General features: G+C 72.4%; 23 protein-coding genes. 10 read left to right on the forward strand and 13 right to left on the reverse strand.

The genetic code is table 11. The features are described 5' to 3' along the window. Window positions 1-121 precede the first annotated feature (121 nt). The gene (locus ACZ5K7_RS20785; RefSeq protein ID WP_351702645.1) at window positions 122-808 is read left to right on the forward strand and encodes a glycoside hydrolase family 75 protein; all 687 of its coding nucleotides are present in this window, start codon (window positions 122-124) and stop codon (window positions 806-808) included. A gap of 21 nt (window positions 809-829) precedes the next feature. Here the strand turns inward: ACZ5K7_RS20785 and ACZ5K7_RS20790 are convergent, their stop codons facing one another. After that, window positions 830-1,591 (reverse strand): SDR family NAD(P)-dependent oxidoreductase, encoded by a 762-nt coding sequence (locus ACZ5K7_RS20790; protein ID WP_468915132.1) that lies wholly within the window; start codon window positions 1,589-1,591, stop codon window positions 830-832. A 162-nt stretch (window positions 1,592-1,753) separates the two neighbouring features. Here ACZ5K7_RS20790 and ACZ5K7_RS20795 point away from each other — a divergent pair, with 162 nt between their 5' ends. After that, complete coding sequence (locus ACZ5K7_RS20795; RefSeq protein WP_351702640.1) at window positions 1,754-2,389, forward strand: TetR/AcrR family transcriptional regulator; 636 nt, start codon at window positions 1,754-1,756, stop codon at window positions 2,387-2,389. Window positions 2,390-2,466: 77 nt separating this feature from the next. On the opposite strand, the gene ACZ5K7_RS20800 is transcribed toward ACZ5K7_RS20795, so the two are convergent. The 5 genes from ACZ5K7_RS20800 to dhaK all read right to left on the reverse strand — a co-directional run bounded on the left by ACZ5K7_RS20800 (window position 2,467) and on the right by dhaK (window position 7,932). Continuing rightward, window positions 2,467-4,740, reverse strand: a complete 2,274-nt coding sequence (locus ACZ5K7_RS20800) for a M4 family metallopeptidase (protein ID WP_468915134.1) — start codon at window positions 4,738-4,740, stop codon at window positions 2,467-2,469. Between the two features lie 355 nt (window positions 4,741-5,095). Then, window positions 5,096-5,470, reverse strand: coding sequence for a hypothetical protein (locus tag ACZ5K7_RS20805; RefSeq protein WP_468915136.1), 375 nt, complete (start codon window positions 5,468-5,470; stop codon window positions 5,096-5,098). A gap of 417 nt (window positions 5,471-5,887) precedes the next feature. Further along, a complete protein-coding gene (locus tag ACZ5K7_RS20810) occupies window positions 5,888-6,298 on the reverse strand; it encodes a PTS-dependent dihydroxyacetone kinase phosphotransferase subunit DhaM (RefSeq protein ID WP_468915138.1) in 411 nt (136 codons plus the stop codon). Further along, window positions 6,291-6,890, reverse strand: coding sequence for a dihydroxyacetone kinase subunit DhaL (gene dhaL / locus ACZ5K7_RS20815; RefSeq protein ID WP_468915140.1), 600 nt, complete (start codon window positions 6,888-6,890; stop codon window positions 6,291-6,293). Before dhaL ends, ACZ5K7_RS20810 begins: the two co-directional genes overlap by 8 nt. 49 nt (window positions 6,891-6,939) lie before the next feature. Next, complete coding sequence (gene dhaK, locus ACZ5K7_RS20820; protein ID WP_351702625.1) at window positions 6,940-7,932, reverse strand: dihydroxyacetone kinase subunit DhaK; 993 nt, start codon at window positions 7,930-7,932, stop codon at window positions 6,940-6,942. A gap of 1,118 nt (window positions 7,933-9,050) precedes the next feature. On the opposite strand from dhaK, the gene ACZ5K7_RS20825 reads away from it, so the two are divergent. Next, complete coding sequence (locus ACZ5K7_RS20825) at window positions 9,051-10,283, forward strand: MFS transporter (protein WP_468915142.1); 1,233 nt, start codon at window positions 9,051-9,053, stop codon at window positions 10,281-10,283. On the opposite strand, the gene ACZ5K7_RS20830 is transcribed toward ACZ5K7_RS20825, so the two are convergent. From ACZ5K7_RS20830 to ACZ5K7_RS20860, 7 genes are all read right to left on the reverse strand, one after another. After that, the gene (locus tag ACZ5K7_RS20830) at window positions 10,243-11,097 is read right to left on the reverse strand and encodes a helix-turn-helix domain-containing protein (RefSeq protein ID WP_468915143.1); all 855 of its coding nucleotides are present in this window, start codon (window positions 11,095-11,097) and stop codon (window positions 10,243-10,245) included. The two genes, ACZ5K7_RS20825 and ACZ5K7_RS20830, sit on opposite strands and share 41 nt — an antisense overlap. A 36-nt stretch (window positions 11,098-11,133) precedes the next feature. Continuing rightward, window positions 11,134-11,967, reverse strand: coding sequence for a class I SAM-dependent methyltransferase (locus ACZ5K7_RS20835; protein ID WP_468915144.1), 834 nt, complete (start codon window positions 11,965-11,967; stop codon window positions 11,134-11,136). Beyond that, on the reverse strand, window positions 11,964-13,478 hold the full coding sequence (locus ACZ5K7_RS20840) for a 4-hydroxyphenylacetate 3-hydroxylase family protein (RefSeq protein WP_468915146.1): 1,515 nt from the start codon (window positions 13,476-13,478) through the stop codon (window positions 11,964-11,966). The genes ACZ5K7_RS20835 and ACZ5K7_RS20840 overlap by 4 nt, the downstream gene beginning before the upstream one ends. Then, complete coding sequence (locus ACZ5K7_RS20845) at window positions 13,475-13,999, reverse strand: flavin reductase family protein (RefSeq protein ID WP_468915148.1); 525 nt, start codon at window positions 13,997-13,999, stop codon at window positions 13,475-13,477. The genes ACZ5K7_RS20840 and ACZ5K7_RS20845 overlap by 4 nt, the downstream gene beginning before the upstream one ends. Continuing rightward, complete coding sequence (asnB, locus tag ACZ5K7_RS20850; RefSeq protein ID WP_468915150.1) at window positions 13,996-15,822, reverse strand: asparagine synthase (glutamine-hydrolyzing); 1,827 nt, start codon at window positions 15,820-15,822, stop codon at window positions 13,996-13,998. Before asnB ends, ACZ5K7_RS20845 begins: the two co-directional genes overlap by 4 nt. Then, entirely contained in the window at window positions 15,822-16,556 is a 735-nt protein-coding gene (locus tag ACZ5K7_RS20855) for a hypothetical protein (protein WP_468915151.1), read from the reverse strand. The genes asnB and ACZ5K7_RS20855 overlap by 1 nt, the downstream gene beginning before the upstream one ends. 276 nt (window positions 16,557-16,832) lie before the next feature. Next, on the reverse strand, window positions 16,833-17,756 hold the full coding sequence (locus ACZ5K7_RS20860; protein WP_468915153.1) for a response regulator transcription factor: 924 nt from the start codon (window positions 17,754-17,756) through the stop codon (window positions 16,833-16,835). A 396-nt stretch (window positions 17,757-18,152) separates the two neighbouring features. Here ACZ5K7_RS20860 and ACZ5K7_RS20865 point away from each other — a divergent pair, with 396 nt between their 5' ends. From ACZ5K7_RS20865 to ACZ5K7_RS20895, 7 genes are read left to right on the forward strand one after another with little or no spacing between them, the layout of a single operon-like run. Further along, window positions 18,153-19,103, forward strand: a complete 951-nt coding sequence (locus ACZ5K7_RS20865; protein ID WP_468915155.1) for an ABC transporter permease — start codon at window positions 18,153-18,155, stop codon at window positions 19,101-19,103. Continuing rightward, window positions 19,100-19,942: an ABC transporter permease gene (locus tag ACZ5K7_RS20870; protein ID WP_468915157.1), complete on the forward strand. Its 843-nt coding sequence runs from the start codon at window positions 19,100-19,102 to the stop codon at window positions 19,940-19,942. The genes ACZ5K7_RS20865 and ACZ5K7_RS20870 overlap by 4 nt, the downstream gene beginning before the upstream one ends. Further along, on the forward strand, window positions 19,939-20,721 hold the full coding sequence (locus tag ACZ5K7_RS20875; RefSeq protein ID WP_468915159.1) for an ABC transporter ATP-binding protein: 783 nt from the start codon (window positions 19,939-19,941) through the stop codon (window positions 20,719-20,721). Before ACZ5K7_RS20870 ends, ACZ5K7_RS20875 begins: the two co-directional genes overlap by 4 nt. Beyond that, entirely contained in the window at window positions 20,718-21,497 is a 780-nt protein-coding gene (locus tag ACZ5K7_RS20880; RefSeq protein ID WP_468915161.1) for an ABC transporter ATP-binding protein, read from the forward strand. Before ACZ5K7_RS20875 ends, ACZ5K7_RS20880 begins: the two co-directional genes overlap by 4 nt. Window positions 21,498-21,512: 15 nt before the next feature. Continuing rightward, on the forward strand, window positions 21,513-23,114 hold the full coding sequence (locus tag ACZ5K7_RS20885; protein ID WP_468915163.1) for an ABC transporter substrate-binding protein: 1,602 nt from the start codon (window positions 21,513-21,515) through the stop codon (window positions 23,112-23,114). Then, window positions 23,111-24,157, forward strand: coding sequence for an LLM class F420-dependent oxidoreductase (locus ACZ5K7_RS20890; RefSeq protein ID WP_468915165.1), 1,047 nt, complete (start codon window positions 23,111-23,113; stop codon window positions 24,155-24,157). Before ACZ5K7_RS20885 ends, ACZ5K7_RS20890 begins: the two co-directional genes overlap by 4 nt. A 17-nt stretch (window positions 24,158-24,174) precedes the next feature. Continuing rightward, window positions 24,175-25,263 carry an LLM class flavin-dependent oxidoreductase gene (locus ACZ5K7_RS20895; RefSeq protein ID WP_468915166.1) on the forward strand — a complete coding sequence of 363 codons (1,089 nt, stop codon included), beginning with the start codon at window positions 24,175-24,177 and terminating at the stop codon, window positions 25,261-25,263. Window positions 25,264-25,474 lie beyond the last annotated feature (211 nt).

Here is a 25,474-nt window from a genome sequence, read left to right on the forward strand (position 1 = left end):
CGGAGTGTCACTTCGTTGCTCCGAACGGCCCTGTACGGCCTCCGCTTCCTGGCCCGGCCGCCCCGCCCCCACCACATTGGACCGGTTGACTCCATGTCCCCCACGGAGAGGGTCCCTCATCGTGCGTCTCCAGACGCTGACGCTGGCCACGGCCGGCGCCGCCCTGCTCGCCCCGACCACACTGCCCGCCCCCGCCGCCTCGCTCACCGCCCCCGGAGCGCGGCACCGCATCACCGCCACCGACCTGCGGGCCCGGATGCGCGACTGCATCGAGGTCTCCAAGGGCCGCTATCGCACCGACGCCGGAACCGCCGCCACCGTCCCCGTGTGCGGCACCGACCAGGCCGTCTTCTGGGAGGCCGACCTCGACATCGACTGCGACGGCCAGATCACCGACCACTGCAACCGCACCGCCGACCCGGCGTTCTCCGCCGCCACCGCCTTCCAGCAGTCCGACGGCAGCCACCTCAACGCGGAGACGCTGCCCTACGTCGTCGTACCGGGCCCCAGCAGCCGCTGGGACTATCGGAAGTCCGGCATCCAGGGCGGTGCGATCGCCGCCGTGATCTACAAGGACCGGGTGCAGTACGCCGTCGTCGGCGACACCGGACCGAGCGACATCATCGGCGAGGCGTCGTACGCCACCGCGAAGGGCCTGGGCGTGGACCCCGACCCGCTCGTCGGCGGGGTGCCCTCCGGTGTCACCTACATCGTCTTCAAGGACTCCGTGATCAAACCCATCGAGGACAGCGACGCGGCGCAGGCGGAGGGGGAGCGCCTGGCCGTGCTGTTCACCGAGGGCGGCTGACCGGCTGACCCCGGCCGGGGGTCAGACGGCGGCCCAGCCGTTGTCCACGGGCAGGATCGCGCCGTTGATGTTGCCGGCCGCGTCCGAGGCCAGGAAGACGATCGCGGCCGCCTGCTCCTCGGGCTCGGAGACCTGGCCGGCGTTGCCGAAGTACGGGCCGAGCGCGGCCGGCCCGTGGGCGCCGTCCGCCAGGTCGAGCTCGATCCCGGTCCTGGTGCCGCCGGGGGCGATGGCGTTGGCCCGGATGCCCTGGTTGCGGTACATCACCGCCAGGTTCTTGGTCAGACCCACGACACCGTGCTTCGAGGCCGTGTAGGCCGCGCCGGCCGCGCTGCCGCGCAGACCGGCCTCGGAGGCGGTGTTGACGATCGCACCCCGGCCGGCCGCCAGCATGTGCGGCAGCACCGCGCGGGTGAGCAGGAAGGGCGCGGTGAGGTTGACCCGTATCACCCGCTCCCACTCGGCGTCGCTCACCTCGCCCAGCGCCGACATCCGGTCCATGATCCCGGCGTTGTTCACCAGCACGTCCACCGCGCCGAACCGCGCCACGGCGGTCGCGACCACCTCGTCGACCACGGACCGCTCACTGAGGTCGCCGGTGACGGCGACGGCCGTACCGCCCGCCTCCTCGATCGCCTTGACCGTGGCGCCCGCGCCCTCGGCGTTCAGGTCGGCGACCACGACCCGGGCGCCCTCCCTGGCGAAGGCCAGCGCGGCGGCCCGCCCGATCCCCGATCCCGCGCCGGTGACAATGACGGCGCGCCCGTCGAGTCCGCTGGCCATGTGGTGCTCCCATCAGGTGGTTCGAGGGCGCTCTGCGCCCGGTGACGGGCACACCATACGACTTAATGTCGTTGACTGACATAAAGTTGTGGCCGGAATTTTCCGTGCTCCGGCTCCTCGGAGAGAATCTCGGTGCAGCAGTCGCCGGAACCGGAGGGACAGATGACCGCAGGGGGACGCACGGGACGGCCGCCCCTCACCGAGGAGCGCAAGGCCGAGACCAGGTTGGAGATCGCCCGTGCCGCGGTGGACCTGTTCGTCGCCCAGGGGGTCGCGGCGACCACGGGCGAGCAGATCGGCCAGGCGGTCGGGGTCTCCGCACGCACGGTGTGGCGCTACTTCCCGAGCAAGGAGGCCTGCGTACGGCCGCTGTTCGCGGCCGGCATCGAGGCGGTCGCCGACTGCCTGCGGGCCTGGCGGCCGGGCCGGCCACTGGAGGAGGCCTTCGAGAGCGCCGTACCGACCGACAGCCGCCTGGTGCGCGGCCCCGACCGCGCCACCATCGGCGCCCTGGTCCGCCTGACCCGCACCGAGCCGGGCCTGCGCGCGGAATGGCTGGGGACCTACGACGAGGCCGAACCCGCGTTCGCCCGGGCCCTCGCCGAGCGCGCGGGCCTTCCCGCCGACGCTCTCCGTCCGACCATCCAGGCGGCCATGTTCAACGCGGCCCTGCGCGCGGCCGTCGAGCACTATGCCTGGCGGGTCGGCGACGGGACGACGGACCCGGCCACGGCGGAGGCCGAACTCGCGGCGACCATGCGCGGGGCCCTCGCGGTCGTGGCGGACGGCCTCGCCTAGAGGGCGGGGCAGGGGCCGCTGTCCCGGCACGCGGTGGACGTGCCGGGACAACGGCCCCTGTGTGAGGTCGGCTGGGCTCAGGGAACGAGCCGCCACTGCTCGATGTAGCCGACGTCGATCGCGGCCCGGTCCTGGACCCGGAGCTTCCAGGTGCCGTTCAGGGACTGGGCGGAGGCGTTGACGGTGAAGGTCTGGTCGACGTTGTCGGCGGAGCCGCCGCTGCGGTTCAGAAGGGAGTAGACGGTTCCGTCGGGACCGACGAGGTCGACGGTCAGGTCGCCCCGGTAGGTGTGGATGATCTTGACGTAGACCTGGGTGGTCGCGGAGGCGTTCCCGGTACGGCCGGTGACGGTGACCGGGGACTCCACCGCGGCGCCGTTGTCGGGGATGTCGACCCGGGTGGCGCTGGCGTAGACGTAGGCCACCTCCCAGGAGAACTGCTCGGTGGCGGACGCGCCCGTGGCGTCGGTGACCGTGACCGTGACGTCACTGGTCCCGAGTGTGGTGGGGGTGCCGGAGATCAGACCCGTGTCGCTGATGGTCAGTCCGTCCGGCAGACCGGTCGCCGTGTACGTCAGGCCCGCGCCGGAGTTCGTGGTGTACGCGTCCGTCTGGAGCGACACCGCCTGCCCGACACCGCTGATCTGGTCCGCGATCGGAGCCACGTTGACGCCCAGCGCGATCCGGTTGCCCACGTTGATCGCCGCCCACGCGTCGGCGACGGCGAGGTAGGAGGGGCTGTAGGCACCGAAGAGGTCGGCCGCGGCCTGGAGGGTGGCCGTACGGGCGCCCGCGTAGGTGGTGCTCGACGTCATGTAGGTGGTCAGCGCCCGGTACCAGACCTGCTGGGCGTTCTCGATACCGATGCCGGTCACCGGCCGGCCGTCGTAGGTGGGGCTGTCGTAGGCGACCCCGTTCACGGTCTTCGCTCCGCTGCCCTCGGAGAGCAGGTAGAAGAAGTGGTTGGCCGGACCCGAGGAGTAGTGGACGTCGAGACCGCCGAGGGACGGGCTCCAGTTGTCGCTGGACGCGCCGTCCTTGGACGGCTTGTCCATGTAGCGCAGCGGGGTGCCGTCACCGTTGATGTCGATCTTCTCGCCGACCTCGTAGTCCGGGACGTCCGCGGGGAGGTTCTCGTAGAACTCGACCGCGGCGGCGAAGATGTCGGAGGTCGCCTCGTTCAGGCCGCCCGACTCGCCGGAGTAGGTGAGGCCCGCGGTGGCGGCGGTGACGCCGTGGCTCATCTCGTGGGCGGCGACGTCGAGCGCGGTGAGCGGGTGGGTGTTGCCGGAGCCGTCGCCGTACGTCATGCAGAAGCAGGCGTCCTGCCAGAAGGCGTTGACGTAGTTGTTGCCGTAGTGGGCGCGGCTGTAGGCGGCGACGCCGTCGTTGCGTATGCCGTTGCGGCCGAAGACGTTCTTGTAGAAGTCCCAGGTGGCCGCCGCGCCGAAGGCGACATCCACGCCCGCGGTCTGCCGGTTGGCCGCGGTGCCGTCGCCCCAGACATCGTTGTCGTCGGTGAAGAGGGTGCCGGTGCCGGAGGTGCCCTGGTTCAGGTCGTAGGTGCGGTGTCCGGCCCGGTCGCCGTCGACGAGCTGGTAGGTCGAGCCGGAGAGCGTGGTGCTGAGAGGCACGCTCCCGTTGAACTGCCCGGTGCCGGTGCCGGTTTCGACGCCCTGGTACCGGAACAGCTGCTTGCCCGACGCCGCGTCGCTGATCACGTGGAGTTCGTTGGGCGTGCCGTCCTCCTGGAAGCCGCCGATCACCGACTCCCAGGCCAGGGCGGGCTTGCCCGAGGCGGCCCAGACGACGAGCCGGGGGGCGCGGTCGGCCTTGGGCTGCTCGGCGCCGGCCTTCGCGGCGGTGCTGAGCGCCTGGGCCTTCGCCGTGGCCGAGGAGATCTTCGCCGTGGTGGAGGGAAGCGTGAGGGCCGCCTTCGTGGCCTTCGACACGGTGAGGCGGCCGCCGTTCTCGTGGACGACCAGGTCACCGCCGAGGACGGGCAGGCCGGCGTAGGTGCGTTCGTAGCGGGTGTGCGTGGTGCCGTCGGCGTCCTGGGTCACGTCCTTGACGACGAGCTTCTCGCGGGCGCCGAGACCGAGGGTCTTCGCGGTGTCGGGGGCATCTGTCGTGGCGTTCTTGAGCAGCGCGGTGCGCTTCGCCGGCGAGAGCGCGGCGGGGGCCGCTCCGGCCCTGGGGGTGGCCTGGATCCTGGCGGTGCCGCGCTGGTCGCCGGCCGCGGCCAGCGCGGTGCCGTTCTGGATACCGGCCGCGAGCAGGGTGGTTGCGGCGGTCAGCGCCAGGGTGACGCTGTATCTGAGGCGACGATGGTGACCGTCCTGCCGGGACATGGCGTTCTCCTTCTGTGGGGTGGTCGGGCTCGGTGGAGCCCGGGAGAGCGGGTCGGCTGGGTCGAGCCGTCCGGCGGCGCGCGGGGTGGAAGGGGGTTGGGGGGGAGGGCACGGCGTGACGGGATGGCGTCTGCTCGGCCGTGCCGGAGAAGGGGTGGCGCGATGTGGGTTTTACGTGAGCCGGCTGTGAGGGGGCGGTGAACTTTCGGAGAGCAGATTGGCACCCCGTGATCGCGGCTGTCATGACCGCATCAGAACAACGGCTGGAACTGGTGGTTGCGAGCTAGGGTTTCGAGTACCGCGACAACGGTTTCAGGCCGCCCGGAGCGAGCGGTCCCGCCCCGGAGCGGTGCCATCAACTCCCCTCCCGGCGCCGGGAGTTCACCGGCCGGCTGACCGCATGCCGGAGGGGCCCGGCACCGGATTCCGGTACCGAGCCCCTCCAGAGCGCTTCAGCTCCGCAGGAGGACGGGCCCCAGTCGACGGGGCTGGTCGTGAAGGAGCCGGGAGAGGTCAGCGGCAGGTTCACGAACGACGCCGCCCACGGAGAGCGCTCGACCGTGTAGGTCCCGCCCGCCAGAGCGGCCTGCTCCTGCGGGGTGGGCATGAGCGAGGCGTGGAAGCCGGCTGGCGGCCGGCTGTTGACGACGATCTGGATGCGGTGACCGACCGGGATCCGGGTGAGGTTCGACAGCAGCGAGATGTCGTGGCGCGTGGTCCTGCCGGGCACCACCGCCTGCTGGGAGGCCTGGGTGAAGGGGTGGCCCGGCTTCAGCAGGGTGCCGTTGTCTCCGTACCACTGTCCCGGGAGTCCAGCGCGCGCCGGCTGCCGAGAAGAACGTCCCGACCAGGATGATCGAGCCGTTGGCCGCGCTGAACGCGCCGATGGTGGTCAGCCCCAGGGCGAGCGAGCACCATGCGAAAGAGGCAGCCGGGACCGCGGTGGCACGGCGTACGGGGACGGGCGCGCGGTCCGGGCCGCGCCGACCTGGAGCGACGGTGTGGCGGCGGAACGCGGCGACCCCTCGGACGCTGCCGGAACCGGCGCTTCCGAGGGGTCGCCTCGGCCCCCTCCGGGGCGGTGCGGGAGTTGGGCGGCCGGTGACGACGTCGCCGCCATGGGCCGCCGGACACCCTCAGGGAATGGTCAGACCTTGCGGTAGGAGTACGCCTCCGCGGCGGCCGCCTCCACCGCGCCGAGGTCGGCGCCGGCGGCCGCCGTCACGACCGCGGCGACCGCGCCCTCGACGAACGGGGCGTCCACCAGGCGGGTGCCGTCCGGGAGTTCGTCGCCCTCGGCGAGCAGCGCCTTCACCGTGAGCACCGCGCTGCCCAGGTCGGCGAGGACGGCGACCCCCGCCCCCCGGTCCACGGACGCGGCCGCGGCGGCGATCAGCTCCGCACTGGTGCCGAGCCCGCCGCCCTCGGTGCCGCCCGCCGCGGCGACCGGCACCGCCGTACCGCCGCCCACCAGGCCCTTGGCCAGTTCCGCGACGGAGGCGGCGACCTCCGCGCTGTGCGACACCAGCACGATCCCGACCAGCTTGCCGTCACTCATCAGCCGCCTCCTGAAGTCCCGCGACGAGCAGCGCCGACGAGGTGGCGCCCGGGTCCTGGTGACCGATGCTGCGTTCCCCGAGATAGCTCGCGCGGCCCTTGCGGGCCTGCAGCGGGGTGGTCGCCAGGGCGCCCTCCTCGGCGGCGGCCCGTGCCGCACCGAAGCCGTCGCCGAGCGCGTCGACGGCCGGCACCAGCGCGTCGATCATCGTCTTGTCGCCGGGCGCGGCTCCGCCGAGCGCCATCACCTTGTCCACCCCGGCCCGCAGCGCCTCGGTGAGCTGTGCCTCGCTGACCTCGGCCGCGTCGCCGAGTGCCTTGCCGGTGCTGCGCAGCAGCGTCCCGTAAAGCGGACCGGACGCGCCGCCGACCGTGGAGATCAGCCGGCGCCCGGCGAGCGTCAGCACGGCACCCGGGGTGTCGGGCGCCTCCTCCGTCAGCGCGGCCACCACCGCCCTGAACCCGCGCTGGAGGTTGCTGCCGTGGTCGGCGTCCCCGATGGCGGAGTCGAGGGCGGTGAGCCGCTCGGCCTCGCGGTCGACGGAGGAGGCGGTCGCCGCCATCCAGCGGCGGAAGAAGTCGGCGTCGAGCACTGGATCTCCTTGCGTTGCGGTACGGGCGCGGGTTTCTGCTGTCTCTCGCTCACATTCCCCAGCGCAGGGCCGGCGTCTTCACCGGCGCGTCCCACAGCCGCAGCAGTTCCTCGTCCACCTGGCAGAGGGTGACCGATGCGCCGGCCATGTCCAGGGAGGTGACGTAGTTGCCGACCAGCGTGCGGGCGACGGTGACACCGCGCTCGGCGAGCACCCGCTGGACCTCGGCGTTGAAGCCGTACAGCTCCAGCAACGGGGTGGCGCCCATGCCGTTGACCAGGACGAGCACCGGGTTGCGCGCGGGCATGTCCTCCAGGATGGCGTTGACCGAGAAGTCGGCGATCTCGCCCGAGGTCATCATGGCCCGCCGCTCCCGGCCCGGCTCGCCGTGGATTCCGATGCCCAACTCCAGCTCGCCGGGCGGCAGATCGAAGTTGGGGCTGCCCTTGGCCGGAGTGGTGACGGCGCTCAGGGCGACACCGAAGCTGCGGGAGTTCTCGTTCACCTGGCGTCCGATGGCCTCCACCCGCTCCAGTGGCTGGCCCTCGGCCGCCGCGGCGCCCGCGATCTTCTCCACGAACAGGGTGGCGCCGGTGCCGCGCCGGCCGGCGGTGTAGAGGCTGTCGGTGACGGCGACATCGTCGTTGACGAGCACCTTTCCCACCTGGATGCCCTCGTCCTCGGCGAGTTCGGCGGCCATGTCGAAGTTGAGCACGTCGCCCGTGTAGTTCTTCACGATGAACAGGACGCCCGCCCCGCTGTCCACGGCCGCGGCAGCGCGTGCCATCTGGTCCGGAACGGGGGAGGTGAACACCTCACCGGGACAGGCCGCCGACAGCATCCCCGGGCCCACGAATCCGCCGTGCAACGGCTCATGCCCGGAACCCCCGCCGGACACCAGCCCGACCTGGCCGGCGACGGGAGCGTCCCGCCGCACGATCACCCGGTTCTCCACGTCGACGGTGAGATCGGGATGGGCGGCCGCCAGGCCCCGCAGCGCATCCGCCACCACGGTTTCCGGGACGTTGATCAGCATTTTCACGGCTGTCTCCCTCATAGGCTAGCAGTTGGGTCCCTGACCGGCATTTTTCCTGTTCAAGCCAGGTGTGGCAGGTTATTGATCTTGGCGGTCTCGGGCGCTGGACGGCGGGTTCTTACGGTACTGATGCTGACCCAATGCTGACCTAGTTGACGGGTCATCAGTCTTCGCGGGGATCTCTTGGAGTCAGGGGCGGGCGTCCTGTCAACCAGTATCGACCTTGCGGCAGCGAAGGTCATGTGCGCTGCGAGGCCCCGTTTTGTCGGCGCTGGGTGTGCCGCTTTTGCGTCCCCTGCGGCCTCGTGGGAGTCATGTGCAGGTTGGGAGTATGTGATTCCAGAGAGTGGCGCGCCCCGTGGTTGTCGGGGGAACACACCAACAGGTTCTTCGTCTGCTGGTGGTACAGCGCTTGCAGGCCCCTGAACTGCGGTAATGGTGTAAGGGGTGGCCTTCGCGGCTCGGTTGGTCCGCGTATGGTCCGGATCTTTCCTGTCCGGTGGCTTCGTGTGCGCGGGAGGGACTGAGGGCAGATGGAAGGGCGACGGCTTACCGGGAGGCGCTTGCGTGCGCGGTATCACTTGTCGCATGTCGTAGAAGCCGTCCAAGGGTGTCCATCCAGTCCTATGCGGACATGTATGTCCAGTTTCGGAATGCTGCGCCGAAGGGTGTCCACGGGGTGTGACTCGCCCGTGACAGCTGACAGCACGACGAAGCCCCGCCGGTCTGCTCCCGAGTTCTGGTAGTCGTCGCAACACCCCAGCTCAAGGGGTGCGACGGACTTCGAGATCCGGGAGATCCGGGGACCTGGGGGCGGTGGTCGTCTGCTGCGTGAGCGGGAGGTGTATCTCCAGCTCATGCAGCAGGGCTATGGCAATCGAGAGGCCAGCCGGATCGTCGGCGACGATCAGCCGGATGCCCGGGGCGAGGGCCATGGGGGCCTCTGACGTCCGGCGTCGACGAGGCGAGTACGTGACCCGGCGCTGCCGGGGCACAACCGGTGGGACCCCGCGGTCAGCCTGTGACCTGTGGTCACAGCATCATCCCCTGTCTGGCTGACAGCAGGGCGCGCGCCGACGATGACCCGGTCATCTCTCCTCGCCGACCGAACGGTTGTGGTCCGCTTGAGCAGTCTCCCAGACACGTCGTCCGACGCGGCGCGCACCGCCGACCCCGACCGGCTCGACCGGCTGCGCTACGCGGGCGTGTTCGTGCTGCTGTTCCTCTTCGGCACCGAGACGTTCCTGGTCTCCCCGCTGCTGCCGACGATCTCCAGGGACATCGACGTCAGCGAGGCGGCCGCGGCGTCCAGCGTCACCGCGTACGTGCTGGTGTACGCGGTCTGCGCGCCCTTCCTCGGCGTGCTGAGCGACCGGTTCGGGCGCCGCCGGGCGCTGCTCGCCGGGTCCGTGCTGTTCGTGGTCTCCAACGTGGGGGCCGCGCTGTCCACCGGCATCGTGCTGCTCGTGCTGTCCCGCGCGGTCGCCGGGCTGGCGGCCGCCGCGGCCGGTCCGGCGATCTGGGCGCACATCGCCGAGACCGCGCCCGACCGGGTGCGAGGCCGGGCCCTGGGCCTCGGCATGGCCCTTTTCTCGTGCGGTCAGGTCGTCGGCGTGCCACTGGGCGGACTGCTCGCGGGGGTCGCGGGGTGGCGCTCGGCGTTCCTGGCGCTGGCGATCGGCACCGCGGCGGCCGTACCGCTGCTGCTGCGCCAGATCCGGCCCACCGTACCGCAGGCCGCCACCGTCGGCGCCGTCAAGGCCGTGCTCTCCGGCTGGGCGGATCCGTCCCTGCGTAACGCCCTGCTGGTCAACACGGTGTTCAACGCGGCCAACCTGGGTGCCTACACCTTCCTCGGAGCCGTGCTCGTCGACCGGTTCGACCTCACCGTCTCCGAACTCGGCCTGATCGGCGTCGTCGTGGGGGCGGGCAGCGTGGTGGGATCGACGCTCGGCGGGCGGCTCGGTGACCGGGCGCGCGCGGCCGGCGCGGCCCCCGTGCCCCTGCTGCCGGTGTGGGGTGTGCTGCTCGCGGCCGGCATCGGGCTCGCCGTCGCGGGCCGGGGGCTGGTGATGGCGGTGATCGGCGTGGCGCTGTGGTTCGTGGCGAGCGGCGCCTTCGTCACCGATCAGCAGACCCTGGCCGGCACCGTGGCGCCCGCCCTGCGCGCCACGTCCAGCGCCTGGCTCACCTCGACGATGTACGCAGGTACGGGCCTGGGCGCCTGGGCCGTCGGCGCCTTCGCGGACGTGACGGTCGGGGCGCTCATCATCGGCACCGGCCTGGCCCTGCTGTCGGCCCTCGGCGCCCTGCTGGTCAGCGGGAAGCCGCGACGGAGCGCAGCGGACGCCGGCTGAGCCCGGTCATCAGGGACCGGTCCGTCTCCGTGGCCGGGGTGAACAGCAGGACCAGCGCGGACGGGTCGTCCACCGGGTGGAACGACGACAGCGTGAGCTCGATCCGGCCGGTACCCGCGGGCTCCACGGTCACCTTGCGCGCGGTGAGCTCCGCCACCGAGTGGCACCCCCACCAGTGGCGGAGCTCCGGCGCGTCCTCCTCCAGCCGGCGGTAGACCTCACTGGTGCGGGCGTCGGCCAGCGCCACTCCGGCCTGGGCCCGGAAGTGCTGGAAGACGTTCATGGCCAGGGGCTCCCAGTCGGTGAGGACGGACCGCAGCCGGGCGTCCGCCACCATCAGCCACATCAGGTTGCGCCGGTCCGTCGGCACGGTCTCCGGCGAACCCCACAGCGCGCTCCAGGCGGCGTTCCAGCCGAGCAGATCGAAGTACCGGTCCAGCAGCACGGCCGGACTCGCCGGCCAGGAGTCGAGGACCGGCTGCACGGCCGTGGCCAGCCTGTCCCGTCCCTCGTCGGCCGCCGCCACCGGCTCGTGGTACCCGGCGAGCCGCATCGCGTGCCGCAATCCGGCCGCGTCCAGCCTGAGCGCCCGCGCGACCGCGCCGAGAACCTGGCGTGAGGCGGTCACCCGACCCTGCTCCAGCCAGGTGTACCAGGCCAGGCCCACCCCAGACAGCGACGCCACCTCCTCGCGGCGCAGCCCGGGGGTCCGCCGGCGGGCGGTCGAGCCGAGTCCGACGTCGGCGGGCTTGAGCAGTTCGCGGTGGGCCCGGAGGAAGGCGCCGAGTTCCGGGCTGGGAACGGGAGTTGACATGGTGGGTGGCTCCTCGGCCGTGCGGGTGGTCTCAGGTTACGCGGGCGCGAGCCGCCACAGCCGTACCGTCATGTGACTGACATGTCCGGTCTCCGCCTGCCGCCGCCACGCCGCCTCGCCGACCGCCCGGAAAAACCCGGCGCGTTCCGCGGACTCCACGAGCCGGCTGTAGTAGTCGCCGAACGTCGCCGCGTGGAAGTGCTCGTACTGTTCGGCGCTCTCCACGGTCACCACCGCGTCCCGGTCGAGGACCGCCTCGATCCGGAAGTACCGCTCCAGCAGAGGCTCCAGCTCGTCGAACGTCCGGGTGCGGGTCGCGATCGGCACGATCCCGGCGGCCGTGAACAGGCCCGGCACATCGGCGTGCCGGGCTTCGAGGACGGCTCGTACGATGTCGTCCTCACCGCCCAGACCGTGCGCGTCGCGCGCCGGGTGATAGGTCGTCAGCAGAAAGACTCCGTCCGGAGCGAGGTGGTCGTGGGTCCACTTCAGGACTCGTCGCTCATGCGGGTACAGCCAGTGCAGGACCGACGTCATGGTGACGACGTCCGGGCGGTGGGGGAGCGGTTCTGGCGCGGTGAGGTCGGACTCGTGGAGGGCGACTCGCGGCCCGTACGCGCGCAGCCGCCCGGCGGCCTCGGCTATCCGGTGCGGGGAGCGTTCGAGACCCACGACCTCCTCCAGCGAGGGGAAGCGGTCGAGGGCGGCCCCGAGCAACTGGCCGATTCCGCTGCCCAGATCGAGCAGCACGCGGGGATTTCCGGTGACCTGGTCGAGGACCCAGTCGCGGTCGTGCACCTGGCGCAGCCTGCTGGCATCGGCGTAGCCGGCCAGTGTGCGGGCCTGGATCTCGGCGGCGGACGCGGTCATGGACGGGCCTCCCGGGCGTAGTCGGAGTCGGAGCCGGGTTCGGATGCGGTGGCGGCGGTCGGTTCGAGCAGGCGCAGCAGCCGCTCCCGGGTGTCGCTCTGGTCGTAGCGCTTGAACAGGTTGATCCGGTTGCGGGCGAGGTCGCCCCGGTGGACGTACTCGTACAGGTGCTGGCGCTGGCCGAAGCCGTCCCCGGTGAGTTCCCAGGCGAGCCTGAACAGACGGGACTTGTGCTCGGCGTCGATGCCCCGGCCGCGCATGTACCGGTCGAGGTGCGGGCGCAGCCGGGGGTTGGCGAGGTCGCCCGCGGTGGGTTGCATCAGCAGGCCCGAGGCGCCGATCGTGCGCAGGATCTCCACCGCGCTGCCCGCCACCTCGGCCGACCAGACGCGGCTGGCGGCGGTGTCGCCGGGGGCGAGCAGCCCGCTGTCGGTGACCTGGGCGCGGGCCTCGGCGGCGTCGAGGAACAGCTCGGTCAGCTCCGCGTATCCGGCCAGGCGGCCCAGGTCTTCCTGGACGTTGCGGAACTGGTCGACGCCGATGCTCTCGGCCACCAGGGTGGCGGTGGCCAGCAGCGTGCGCAGCCGCTCCCGGTAGCGCACATGCCCGATGTACGCGCTCCAGGCGTTGATCCTGGCCAGGCCGGTGCGCGCCAACGCGCCGTCGCGCAGCAGGAACACGCGGTCCCACGGCACGGTCACGTCGTCGAAGAACAGCATGGCGTCCTGCTCGTCGAAGCGGGCGCCGAGCGGATGCGCGTGCCCCCACGGAGCGTCGCCGAGCGGCTCGCGGCACAGGGTGATGAGGCCCGGCGTGTTGAGCGGCAGCGCGAACCACACCACGAACTGCTCACCGCGCCGCTGCGTGAAGGACGCCGACAGGTACACCAGTACCTCGTGCGCGAGCGGCGCGAGGGTCGTCAGCTGTTTGGCTCCGCGTACGACGATGCCCTCGTCGTTCTCGGCGAGGACCCGCAGCGCCAGGTCGGGATCGTCGACCGGGTCGGCCGAGCGGTCGATCTGCGGATCGCCCAGGGCGTGCGAGAGGACCAGGTCGTTGTCCGCGCAGTGCCGGTACCAGGCTTCCGCGTTGGCGCCGAACCCGGCGTGCGCGCGCTCCAAATGGTGACGGAAGTCGTACACGCCCAGCGCGATGGAGGACATGAAGGCCGGGGAACGCCCGTGCTGGCCCAGCGACTCGGCGTGCCAGAACTCGGCGCTGCGCCGCTGGAGGCGCAACTCCTCGATGGTGCGCGGCGGTTGGTAGCCACGGGCGATCCGGCGGCCGCTGTCGGGGTCCTTGTAGGTGAGCAGTTCGTGATGGGCGGGATCGTGCTGGAGGTCCAGCAGCCGGGCGAGTTCGTCCACGGCGGGCCGGAAGGCGGGATGCGTGACGGGATCGCTGACGCGCTTGCCGTCGAGATAGAGCTCGCGGCCGTCGGTCAGCTCCTCGCGGTACCGGTCGCCGGTGAGCAGACCCCGGGCGGTGGCGGTGGCGTCGGGCAGGGTCATGCGCTGACTCCTGTGGGGGTGGGTACGGGCAGAGGAGCGAGGGAACGGAACGCGCGCTCGTGGTACAGGAGGGGTTCACCCGGTCCGCTGTCGCCGGCGGCGACGACCCGCCCGACCAGCAGGGCGTGGTCGCCGCCCGGCAGGACGGCGTGCAGTCGGCAGTCGAACCAGGCGAGGCACTCCTCCAGGACGGGCGTCCCGCTCGCCGCGGTCCGCATGGGCGCCCCGGTGAACAGGCCCAGCGCGCGTCCCGCGCCGGGCGTGGCGAACCGCCGGGCCAGGGCCTCCTGGCGGGCACCGAGCACCCCGACGGCGAACCGCCCGTCGGCGCGCACCGCGTCCGCGAGCGGACTGCGCCGGTCCACGGCGACGCTGAGCAGCAGCGGGTCCAGAGAGAGCGGGCACAGCGAGGACACCGTCTTCGCGAACACCTCCTCGCGGTGCCGCGCGGTGAGCACCGCCACCCCGGTCGTCCAGAGCCGGGCGGCCTCGCGGAAGGCGTCGAGTTCCGGGGCGCTCATCGCAGGCTCACGCGGTAGGCCCGCAGCCATTCGTCCACCTGGACCAGGTGATCGAGCCCGCCGACGGGGTTGGGCGCGGTGCGCGGGCTGGGCAGCGGCCGGCCCTCGGCGAGGGCGGCACGGACGACGGCCCGGTCCACCAGGTCGAAGACGGGGGCGTTCGGGTCGGCGAGCAGTTCGTGCGCCCGGGCCGTGAGCACCTCGGTGTAGCGCACGGCGGGCGTGGAGGGGTAGCCGCTCTTGGGGCGGTCGGTGACCTGCGGCGGCAGCAGATCCCGTACGGCGTCGCGCAGCAGCCCCTTGGGGCGTCCGCCCGGCGCCTTGAGCGCCCAGGGGACGTTCCACAGGTACTCCACGAGCCGGTGGTCGCAGAACGGCACCCGCAACTCCAGGCCCACCGACATGCTGACCCGGTCGGCGCGGTCCAGGAGCGGGGGCAGCCAGCGGGTCAGGGCCAGGTGGAAGATCTCCCGGATCCGCCGGTCGGCGGCCGACTCCCCGGGCAGCGACGGCACTTCGGCCAGCGAGCGCCGGTACTGCTCGGCCGTGTACTCGTGCGGGCGCACCTGAGCGCGTACGTCGGGCCGCAGCAGCTCGGCAGGCGTGGCGCGCCCGTGCAGCCAGGGGAAAGTGTCGGCGGCCAGCGCCGCGGGATCGTGGAAGTAGGGGTAACCGCCGAAGATCTCGTCGGCCGCCTCCCCGGAGAGGGCGACCGTGGAGCGCCGCCGCACCTCGCGGAACAGCAGGTGCAACGAGGCGTCCATCTCCCCCCAGCCGGGCCGGTCGCGGGCACGCAGTACGGCGTCCCGGGCGTCCAGCAGGTCGTCGTCGGGGACCACGACCGAGGTGTGCAGGGTGCCGATGTGCTCCACGGCCGCCTGTACGAACGGCGCGTCGGCGCCGGTGCGCCAGGCGTCCGGGGCGCGGTCGGTGCTGCCGGGGAAGTCCACCGAGAAGCTGGTCACCTTGGAGTGCCCGGTGCGCTCGCGGGCCGCGGCGGCGAGCGCGGTGATCGCGCTGGAGTCGACGCCGCCGGACAGCAGGGTGCACAGTGGGACATCGCTGAGCATCTGGCGTTCGACGGTGTCGGCGAGCAGGTCGCGGACCCGTGCACGGGTGGTGGCCGCGTCGTCGGTGTGGGGTGCCGAAGCCAGCTGCCAGTAGGGCAGTTCCCGCGTCGCGCCGCGGCTGACGGTCAGCAGGTGGCCGGGGCGCAGCTCGCGCAGTCCGCGGAAGATGCCGTGCCCGGCGGTCGGGGCGGCCGGCAGCGCGAAGAGCTCCGCGATGCCCTCGGCGTCCAACTCGGGCCGGAACAAGGGGTTGGCGAGGACGGCCTTGGGTTCGGAGCCGAACAGCACTCCGGCGCGGCGGGCGTGCCAGTACAGCGGCTTGACGCCCAAGTGGTCCCGGACCAGGAGAAGTTCCTGGCGCCGGCCGTCCCACAACGCGTAGGCGAAGATGCCGTTGAAGCGCCGGGGTGCGGCATTCCCCCACTGGAGGTGGGCCCGCAGGACGACCTCGGTGTCGGAGCGCGTGCGGAAGGTGTGGCCCAGGGACTGCAACTCCCGCCGCAGCTCAAGGTAGTTGTACAGCTCGCCGTTGTAGCTGAGCACGGTGTCGGTGTCCTGGTCGGGGAGCGGCTGGCCGCCGCCTTCGAGGTCGATGACCGAGAGCCTGCGGTGGCCGAGGGCGGCGTGCCGGGACAGCCAGACGCCGCCGGCGTCGGGTCCGCGGCAGGCCAGAGACTCGGCCATGGCCCGCACCGTCCGCTCCCGGGTGCGCAGATCGGTCTCCCAGTCGATCCAGCCGGAGACGCCGCACATCACGGCTCCTGTCGTTCGTCGGTGGCCTCCCAGCGGCAGCCGTGGCCTGTGGGGCCGCTGCGCAACTGGTGCGAGGGCCGGAAGCCCTTCGCGCGGATGTTGGCGGAGAGGGCTTTGGTGCAGTAGGTGCAGGGGGAGGCGAGGGTGATGCGGACGCCGGTGCGCCGCGCCTGCTCGCGGTAGTCCCAGATCGAGCAGTGGGTGATCGTCAGGGCGGCCCGTGCGGCGGTGGGCGGTGCCTCGTCGTCGAACTCGTAGGCGGAGCCGTACAGTTCGGCCTGCCGGGCGATCCGGTGGATCGGGTCGGCGGCGCCGCGGCCGTGGTCGGGTTCGACCTGCCGGTATATCTCGGCGTTGGCACGGGCCCAGTCGGCGAGCACCTCCTCGCCGTAACGGTCCACCAGGAACCGCTCCATCAGGGCCTGGCCGCGGAAGAACACCCGTTGCCAGGCGGACGGCAGGGCGGTGCCGGGGTCGGGCAGGTCGGCGAAGATCTCGGCCTGGAGCGCGAACCAGTCGGTGAGGTGGACCTCGTCGCCGCGGGCCGCGAGCAGCCGGGTCAGTCCCGCCTCGGCCTCGTGGAGACGCTGCTGCCAGAGCGCGGACCGGTCGGCGTCGGACATTCCCCGGTACGGGGGGTGGGGCGGGTCGGGTTCGGGGCGTGTGCCGGCGTACGGATCGCGCAGTACGTCGGCGACCGCGGGGGCGATGCCTGCGTCGGGCGCATCGCTCATCGGGATCTCCTTCGGCAGAGGGGGGCTGACCTCGGGGTTCAGGTCGTCGGAAACGCTATGCGTCGGCATGATCACCCAGAAGCCCCGAAGGGATGCGGCGCGGGCGACCATCGGCCCACCCGCACTGCTCCGAACGTCGCTCCCCGCCAGGCGCACTGCACACCGCGGGGCGGGCACCCGATGGAGTGCCCGCCCCGATTGCTGCCGCACGGATTGCCGCTGCGGGCATGGCCGCAGCAGGGATTGCGGCCGTTGGTGAGTGCTGCCGTACGGAGTTCAGCCCGCCAAACCGTGCCGATGCGCGTACAACGCCGCCCGCAGCCGGTCCGGTTGGCCGGTCTTGCGCATGGCCTGGGTGAGGTGTTTCTTCACCGTGGCCTCGGCCAGGGCCAGTTCGCGGCCGATCTCCGCGTTGCTCAGCCCCTGGGCGAGCTGCGCGAGGACGTCGCGTTCGCGGTCGGTGAGCCCGCAGTGCTGGGGGAGCGGCTCGGCGGCGTGCCCGGCCGCGCTCGCCACCGGCAGCCGGGCGGCGGGCGGTGCCGGCAGGAACACCGAACCGCCCGCCGCGGCCAGCGTCACCGCGCCGATGATCCGGTCCTCCGCCAGCTCCAGTGGGAAGCATCCGCTCGCACCGGCCAGGAGCATCCGGTTGGCCTCGGCCGTGGTCTCGGCCCGGCGCAGCAGCAGGACCCGCGCGTCCGGGGCACCGTCAGCGCCGCGCAGCCGCACCACCGCGGCCAGATCGTCCCCCAGGGAGTCACCCTGCCCGAGGAGGACCACGTCCGGCCGTACCCGCCGTACGCTGCCCAGGGCGTGCTCCTGGTCGCCCGTGCTGCCCACGACCGTCAGACCGGGCACCGTGGACAGCACGCTGCGCAGCCCCGCGCGGGCCACCGGATGCCGTTCGACGAGGAACAATCTCGTGCCGGCGGCGGGTCCGCTCGAAGGCGCCCCGCACGCGGGATGGCCACACTCGCAGGCGGCCCTGCCGCGCGCCGGCGCGTCCGCGAGCCGGTGGTCGGTCTCGGCCAGCAGCTGGTGACCGGCGATCAGGTCCAGTGGGTTGTCTATCTCGGCGTGCAGAGCGGCTGTGCCGGACGGCCTGCGCAGGGCGCCAGGGCCCCTGCGGACGGCCGGTGGGAGGCCCGGCGCCGTGATCGGCTCCAGCGGCTCGATCGGTGCTTCGACGGTGCGTGGCATCGTGTCGCGGTCCCCTCGGGTACGGCGGCGCCGTGCCCTGGACCGGGCCCGGCGAGGATGACGGAGGAGGACGCTGCCGGGGCGGCGAACAGGCCGGGCGGTCAGCGTGGTGCGCGCGGACAGGTCTCGTCGAAGCACCTGCGGTGCCACGAGCCGCCGATACCGACCAGAGTGAAGTCGGTTCGCCAAGGGGCCATGCAGAAAGGGTAATTGGCCAGTTTGTACCGGGTCAAGGTCGGTCTGCCGGGTCCCGGTGATCCTATGACCTCCGGTATCAGCATGAACGCCTGGCTGGTTGCCGCCCCGGCCTGCCCCGCACCCTTCCTCACGCACCGACTCGCCCGCCGAGGAAGGAATCACCCTCATGTCAGGACCCCCGTCCCACCCTGCCCCGGGATGACCCGGTTCCTGCTGCGCCGGCTGCTGCTCGCCGTACCGACGCTGCTCGGCGTGAGCGCCGTCGTCTACGCCACCGTCGCCCTGATCCCCGGCGACCCGGTCGCCGCCCTGCTGGGCCCCGGCGCCCCGGCCGCGGCCCGCCGGGAACTCGCCGCACGCCTCGGCACCGGGCGGCCGCTGCCCGCGCGCTACGCCAGCTGGCTCTGGCACGCCGCACACGGCGACCTGGGCACCTCGATCTCTGCCCAACGCCCTGTCCGGGAGCTGCTGTTGCCCGCGCTCGGCCAGACCTTGATCCTGGCGGGCGCCGCGTTCCTGCTGGTCGTCATCGGCGGCGTGCTGCTGGGCGCGCTCGGCGCCGTACGACCCGGCGGCGCGGGCGGCAGGCTGTCGGGAGCGCTGAGCACCCTGGCCGTGTCCGCCCCGCAGTACTCGGTGGCCCTGCTGCTTCTGGCGGTCTTCGCGGTGCGGCTGCGGTGGCTCCCGGCCGGCGGCACGCACGACGTGTTCGGCGCCGGCGGCACGCCCGACCTGCTGCGCCATCTCGTGCTGCCCGCCACCGCGGCCGCTCTCGTGCCGCTCGGCCTCACCGCCCGGGTGTTCCGGACCGCGCTCGGCGCCGCGCTCGCCTCCGACCTCGCCGACGGGCTGCGGGCCCGGGGCCTGAGCCGGACGGCCGTCCTGCGCCACTGCGCGCACAACGCCTCACCCGCGCTGCTCACCGTCGGCGGCCTGCAACTCGCCTATCTGCTGGAGGGGGTGGTCTTCGTGGAGACCCTGTTCGCCTGGCCCGGAATCGGGCGGCTCCTGTACGACGCGCTGACCGCACGCGACCTGCCCCTGGTCCAAGGGGGAGTACTGGTCGTCGCCGTCGCCTTCGTCGGCGTCAACATCCTTGTCGACGCCGCGCACGCGCTCGTCGACCCGCGCGTTCGGAGCACAGCATGAGCCGCGCCCCGTACCGCGACCCCGGCCTGCTGATCCCGGCCGGCTGTGCCGTGCTGCTGCTCCTGCTCGCCCTGGCCGGACCGCTGCTCGCCCCCCACACGGCGACCGCCGGGTCGCTCCAGCACCGGCTGTTGGATCCCGGCAGCCCGGGGCATCCGCTCGGCACCGACTCCCAGGGCCGCGACCTGCTCAGCCGACTGATCCTCGGCACGAGGCCCTCGCTCATCGGCGGCCTGCTGCCGGTGGCGGTCGCCACGACGGCCGGCACCGCCGTCGGCATCACAGCCGGACTCGGCGGCAAGATCACCGAACAGGCCCTGCTGCGCGCCCTCGACGTCCTGTACGCCTTCCCCGGCGTCCTGCTGGCCATCGCCGTGGCCACGCTCCTGCAACCCGGCCTGACCGCGACCGTCCTCGCTCTGTCCGTCGTCCTCACCCCGGCTGTGGCCCGAGTGGTCTTCACGGAGGTGCAGCGCATCCGCACCGCCGAGTACCTGGAGGCCGCACGGGTCAGCGGCGCCGGTCGTACGGCGATCGCGCTGCGCCAGGTGGCCCCGGTCGTCGCCCCGGTCGTCCTCGTCTACGCGTCCTCACTCGTCGGCCTCTGCGTCGTGTACGCCGCCGGACTGTCCTTCCTCGGCCTCGGCGTCGCCCCGCCGGCCGCCGAATGGGGCGCCATGCTCGACGAGTTGCGCCCCAGCCTGTTCACGCATCCCTTCGTCGCGATCCTGCCCGCGCTCACCATCCTCGTCGTGTCGGTCGTCTTCAACACCCTCGGCGACGCCCTGCGCCACCGCGTCGGCGACCGCGCGGCCCGACTTCCGCAGGGGGCGCGATGACCCTCTCCGTGGAAAACCTGTCGGTGCGCCACGACGGCCCCGACGGCCCGGTCCAGGCGGTGGACGACGTCTCGTTCACCCTGGAGGAGGGCGCCGCCCTGGTGCTCCTGGGGCAGTCGGGCAGCGGCAAGACCACGGTCGCCCGCACGGTCCTGGGCCTGCCCGACCGCGCGGCGCACGTCACCGGCCGGATCCGGCTCGGCGGCACCGACCTGCGGACCCTGGGCGAGACCGCCCTGTCCCGCATCCGCGGACGCCGCATCGGCTACGTCCCGCAGGACCCCACCGGTGCCCTCGACCCGCTGCGCCGGATCGGCCCGCAGATCACCGAGGTCCTGCTGCGCCACCGCGTCGCCGACAGCCGGCGCGCGGCTCGCTCCGCCGTCCCCGGACTGCTGACCACCGCAGGCATCACGGACCCGGAGCGGGTGGCCCGCGCGTACCCCCACGAACTGTCCGGCGGGCTGAAACAACGCGCGGCGATCGCCCTGGCCGTCTCCTGCGGCCCCGAGCTGCTGATCGCCGACGAACCCACCACCGCCCTGGACGCCCTCGTCCGGGGCCGGATCCTCGACCTGTTCGACAACCTCCGCACCCAGCAGGGCATCGCCCTGCTGCTCGTCACCCACGACCTGGGCGCGGCGCGACGGATCGGCGGCCAGGTGGCCGTCATGCGCGAGGGACGGATCGTCGAGACAGGCCCGGCCGACAAGCTGCTCACCCGCACCTCCCTCCCCGCCGGTGAACCGCTCGCAGCCCCGCTCGGAGACCGCCCGTGACCGACACCCAGGACGCGCTGCTCACCGTAGCCCGCGTCACCAAGCGCCACCCGCGCGGCCCGGTCGCCGTAGAGGACGTCACCCTGAGCGTCGCCGCCGGTGAAACCCTGGGTCTGGTGGGCGAGTCCGGCTCCGGCAAGTCCACCCTCGCCCGGCTCGCCCTCGGCCTGATCGCACCCACCGCGGGGACGGTCCGCTTCGCCGGGCACGACCCGGCACGGCTGCACGGCCGGGCCGGACGGGCGATCCGGGCCCACCTCCAGTTCGTGCCCCAGCACCCCCGGGGCTCCCTCAATCCGAGCCTGCGGGCCGGGGAAGCCGTGAACTTCGCCCTGCGCACTCAGGGCACGCCGCGCCGCGAACGCCCCACCGTGGTGGCGGAGTTGTTCAGGCAGGTCGGCCTCGACCCCCTGCTCGCCCGCCGCCACCCCGGCGAACTGTCGGGCGGCCAGCTGCAACGCGTCGCCATCGCCCGCGCGCTCGCCACCCGGCCCCGGCTCGTCGTCTGCGACGAGCCGACCTCCGCCCTCGACCCCGAGGCGCAGGACCAGGTCCTCGACCTGCTCACCGAACTCCAGGACCGCCTGGGCCTGGCCTACCTCTTCATCTCGCACGACCTGGCCGTCGTACGGCGCCTGGCCCACCGGGTGACCGTGCTGCGGCACGGCCGGATCGTCGAGGAAGGCCGCGCCGACACCGTCTGGACGGCACCCCGACACCCCTACACCAGGGCCCTGTTGGCGGCGGCCACCGGCGAACCCTCACTGCTCCACTGAACCGACGGGAACCCCATGACGCACCGCCCTCGCATCAGAACCGTTCTCCCAGCCGCCCTTCTCCTGCTCGCCGTCGCGGGCTGCAGCTCGTCCTCCGCCGGGCAGGCCGCCGGCCAGTCCGCCGGGCGCGGCGGCACCCTCGTCATCGGCGCGACCGGCAAGCTCCCCAACCCCGACACCGTCATCGGCGGCGCCGGCTTCGAGGGCAAGCGACTGGTCTCCTTCCAGCTGTACGAGGGCCTCACCTGCTACGACCTGTCCAGGACCGACGCCCCGTCCGAGATCACGGGCGCCCTCGCCACCTCCTGGAAGGTCGCCGCCGACCACAGGACGTGGACCTTCACCCTGCGCAAGGGCGTCTCCTTCCAGGACGGCACCCGCTTCGACGCCGACTCGGTGGTCTTCAACCTCGACCGCTACCTCGACAAGAAGAGCGCCTACTACACCACCGCCCTGGGAGCCGCCGCGAGCGAGTACGCCGGAGACATCACCCGCTACCGCAAACTCGACGCCGACCACGTCCAGTTGGTGACGAAGTCCCCCAACGGGCATTTCCCCGAAGACCTCGCCCACGTCCTCATCGCCAGCCCCACCGCCGTACGCAAGACGGGCTCGACGAACTTCTCCCGACACCCGGTCGGGACCGGGCCGTTCAGCTTCAAGTCGCAGACCCCCGGCGAACAGATAGAACTCGTCGCCAACAAGCACTACTGGCGCGGCGCGCCCAAGCTCGACCGACTGATCGTCAAGGCGCTCGCCGACCCCGCGGCCCGCACCGCTGCCCTGCGCTCGGGCTCCGTCAACTGGATCGAGTACCCCAACCCGGACGACCTCGCGAGCCTCAAGGCCGACGGCGCGCAGATTCTCACCAACAGCTACGACCACCTCTGGTACTGGATCCTCGACACCACCAAGGGCCCCTGGAAGAACGACGAGGTGCGCCGGGCCGCGAACTACGCCATCAACCGCAAGGCCATCGCCGACGACCTCCTGCACGGCACCGCCGACCCCGCCTACCAGGCCGCCCCGCGCGCCACCTTCGCCTACGACCCCAAGGGGAACACCTACTCCTACGACCCCGCCAAGGCCAGAAAGCTGCTGGCCGAGGCCGGCTACCCGAACGGCTTCAGCACCTCCGTCACCGTGCCGACCGGTGGCTCGGGCAACCTGCTGCCCGTGCCGATCGCCGAGGCGCTGCAACGCGATCTGGCCGCCGTCGGCATCAAGGTGACCATCCGCACCACCGACTGGACGACGCTGATCGGCGCCGAGGCCAAGGGCGAGGTCGCCCTGGGGTCGGACGCCATCGCCCAGTCCACCACCCTCTTCCAGTCCGAGGCGTTGCTGCCGCTGTTCATCGGCAGCAACAGCCCCTTCTGGACCGGCCACTACAGCAACCCGAGCGTCGACAAGCTCCTCGCGGCGGCCGCGGCCTCGCCCGACAAGGCCACCCGGCAGAGCGACTACCGGCAGGCACTCACCCGGGTCACCCAGGACGCGCCCTGGCTGTTCGTGGTCAACGACCGCAACCCGCGCGCCCTCGCCCCCACGGTCCACGGCCTCGTCCAACCGCAGTCCTGGTTCCTGGACCTCACCACCGTATGGGTCGGCAAGTGACCGACCTGCCCCCGACGACGTACGAAAGGACGGCCGTCCGTATGAGCGACGACCGGCAACCGCCCAAGTGGGGCATCACCCTGCCCCTGCCGGGCCTGACCATCGACCGGCACCGCTTCCTCGTGGAGCGGCTGCCCGGCCTCGGCTACACCGACGTGTGGAGCGCCGAGGGCGGCGGCACCGACGCCTTCACCCCGCTCGCCGTCACCGCCGCCTGGTCGGACACGCTGCGGATCGCCACCGGAATCGTCCCCGTGCACACCCGCGGACCGGCCGTCCTCGCCCAGACCGCCGCCACACTGGCCCAACTCGCCCCTGGGCGGCTGCTGTTGGGGCTCGGTGCGTCGGTGCCCGCGCACGTCACCGACATCAACGGCATCCCCTTCGACGAACCCTTCAAGCGGACCCGTGACGTGCTGCGCTTCGTTACGCGGGCGCTGCGCGGCGAGCACATCGCGGGCGACTTCGACACCTTCTCGATCACCGGCTACCGGCTGCCGCATCCGCCGGCCGCCCCGGTCAAGGTCATCCTCGGAGCTCTGCGGCCCGGCATGCTGCGGCTCGGCTTCACCGAAGGGGACGGAGCCATCACCAACCTGCTCTTCCCCGAGGACGTACCGAAGATCCTCGACGCAGTGGGCCCGCAACCGCCCGGCAAGGAACTGGTCGTCAAGGTCTTCGTCTGTCCCACCGAGGACACCGACTACGCGCACCGCGCCACCCGGCCCTTCCTCGCCTGGATCCTCAACCGGGAGCCGTACCGCAAGTTCCACGAGTGGCTCGGCCACGGCGAACTGCTGCGCGAATCGCACGAGCGCTGGGCCGCGGGTGACATCGAGGCCGCCCAAAAGGCGCTGCCGGACGAGGTCGTGGACGGACTGTTCATCAGCGGTTCGCCCGAGGAGTGTCGCGAACGCATCCTGCGCTACCACCGCCCCGGCGTGACCACTCTCCAGCTCTACGTCTCCCTTCCCCCCGATGTGTTCGTCAGCCGGGCCAGGCTGCTCGACACCCTGGCCCGCCTGGGACCCGCCGGCGGCTGACCTGTGGAGGTTCCGGCATGGAACTCGACCTGCGCGGCGGCGTCCGCGCCGCCCCGGTGCTCGGCGACACGCCACGGGAGCGGCAGGCGCTGCGGTTCGCCCCCGACCCCCGCGCGCGGGACGCGGACCCCGGCCACGTCGCCCGCAGCGCCCGGGAGAACGAGGAGGACGGACTCGACAGTGCACTCGTGACCCAGTCGAGTTCCTGGCCGGACCCGTGGATCGTCGCGACCTGGGCCCTCGCGGCCACCAGCCGGCTGCGGATCGCCGTGGCCCATCGGATCGGCGTCACCGCGCCCACCGCGGCGGCCCGGTCCCTCGCCACCCTTGACCGGCTGTCGGGCGGCCGGGCCGCCGCGCACGTGATCGTCGGCTCCAGCGACGCCGATGTCGCACGGGACGGCGACACCCTGCCGAAGGCGCTGCGCTACCGGCGCGCGGCGGAGTACCTGGACGTTTTCCACCGGGCGCTGACCGAGGAGAAGGACTTCTCCTTCGAGGGCGAGTTCTACACGCTGCGCGGCGCGCGCTCGGGCCTGCGCCCCGAGCCGCGCGGCGAGTTGGTGTCCTTCGGCGGCTCGTCCCCGGAAGGCCTCGAACTGGCCGCCCGGTACGCCGAGGTGTACGCCATCGCACCCATGCCCCTCACCGCGACCCGGCTGCGTGTCGCCGAGATCAGAGCCGCCGCGGCCCGGCACGGACGGTCGCTGCGAATCTGGCGGCCCGTCCGTCTGGTCCTCGCGCCCACCGACGAACAGGCCGTGGCCAAGGCCCGGCAGATCGCCGACGACGCCGTCAGGCTGAGCACCGCGGCCCACAGCTCCCGCTGGGCCGAGGCCGTCCAACTCGACCGGGACCGCGAACGCGGCCGCTCGGTGCCCGGGCCGGGCCCGGCCGAGATCACCGCGTACATCCGCCGCTCCCTGGCCGCCGCGTTCGTCGGCTCGCCCCACACGGTGGCGGACCGCATCGAATGGCTGCGCACGGCCGGCATCGACATCGTGCAGCTGGACACACCGGTGGAGACGGAGGAAGACCGTTCCCTACGACGTGAGTTGGTGACCCTGTTGCGGACGGGCCGGACTCATGGGCGCCGTGGTTGGTAGGCCGGAGCCCGGCGCGGGTCACCCCGCCGATGCGAGCAGCGCCGTACGACCTCCCAAGACGGTGGAGAAGTGGTCGGCGATCTGTGGCGGTGGCCGCGTGGGCGTCGGACGGATTCCTACACGAAGCCTGGCTTGAGAAGCCTTGAGTGAAGAGCGAAGCACTCGCGCCCATGTGACCGCCACTACCCCGGGCCGTGCCGGCTCGTGAGGT

The organism is Streptomyces sp. NPDC031497, from assembly GCF_055580905.1.

Bases quoted from the DNA above. Each gene is read 5' to 3' on its own strand.
- ACZ5K7_RS20790 (WP_468915132.1), bottom strand. From the start codon at position 1,591: ATGGCCAGCGGACTCGACGGGCGCGCCGTCATTGTCACCGGCGCGGGA.
- ACZ5K7_RS20795 (WP_351702640.1), top strand. From the start codon at position 1,754: ATGACCGCAGGGGGACGCACGGGACGGCCGCCCCTCACCGAGGAGCGC.
- ACZ5K7_RS20800 (WP_468915134.1), bottom strand. From the start codon at position 4,740: ATGTCCCGGCAGGACGGTCACCATCGTCGCCTCAGATACAGCGTCACC.
- ACZ5K7_RS20810 (WP_468915138.1), bottom strand. From the start codon at position 6,298: ATGAGTGACGGCAAGCTGGTCGGGATCGTGCTGGTGTCGCACAGCGCG.
- ACZ5K7_RS20830 (WP_468915143.1), bottom strand. From the start codon at position 11,097: ATGTCAACTCCCGTTCCCAGCCCGGAACTCGGCGCCTTCCTCCGGGCC.
- ACZ5K7_RS20835 (WP_468915144.1), bottom strand. From the start codon at position 11,967: ATGACCGCGTCCGCCGCCGAGATCCAGGCCCGCACACTGGCCGGCTAC.
- ACZ5K7_RS20840 (WP_468915146.1), bottom strand. From the start codon at position 13,478: ATGACCCTGCCCGACGCCACCGCCACCGCCCGGGGTCTGCTCACCGGC.
- ACZ5K7_RS20845 (WP_468915148.1), bottom strand. From the start codon at position 13,999: ATGAGCGCCCCGGAACTCGACGCCTTCCGCGAGGCCGCCCGGCTCTGG.
- asnB (WP_468915150.1), bottom strand. From the start codon at position 15,822: ATGTGCGGCGTCTCCGGCTGGATCGACTGGGAGACCGATCTGCGCACC.
- ACZ5K7_RS20855 (WP_468915151.1), bottom strand. From the start codon at position 16,556: ATGAGCGATGCGCCCGACGCAGGCATCGCCCCCGCGGTCGCCGACGTA.
- ACZ5K7_RS20860 (WP_468915153.1), bottom strand. From the start codon at position 17,756: ATGCCACGCACCGTCGAAGCACCGATCGAGCCGCTGGAGCCGATCACG.
- ACZ5K7_RS20865 (WP_468915155.1), top strand. From the start codon at position 18,153: ATGACCCGGTTCCTGCTGCGCCGGCTGCTGCTCGCCGTACCGACGCTG.
- ACZ5K7_RS20870 (WP_468915157.1), top strand. From the start codon at position 19,100: ATGAGCCGCGCCCCGTACCGCGACCCCGGCCTGCTGATCCCGGCCGGC.
- ACZ5K7_RS20875 (WP_468915159.1), top strand. From the start codon at position 19,939: ATGACCCTCTCCGTGGAAAACCTGTCGGTGCGCCACGACGGCCCCGAC.
- ACZ5K7_RS20885 (WP_468915163.1), top strand. From the start codon at position 21,513: ATGACGCACCGCCCTCGCATCAGAACCGTTCTCCCAGCCGCCCTTCTC.
- ACZ5K7_RS20895 (WP_468915166.1), top strand. From the start codon at position 24,175: ATGGAACTCGACCTGCGCGGCGGCGTCCGCGCCGCCCCGGTGCTCGGC.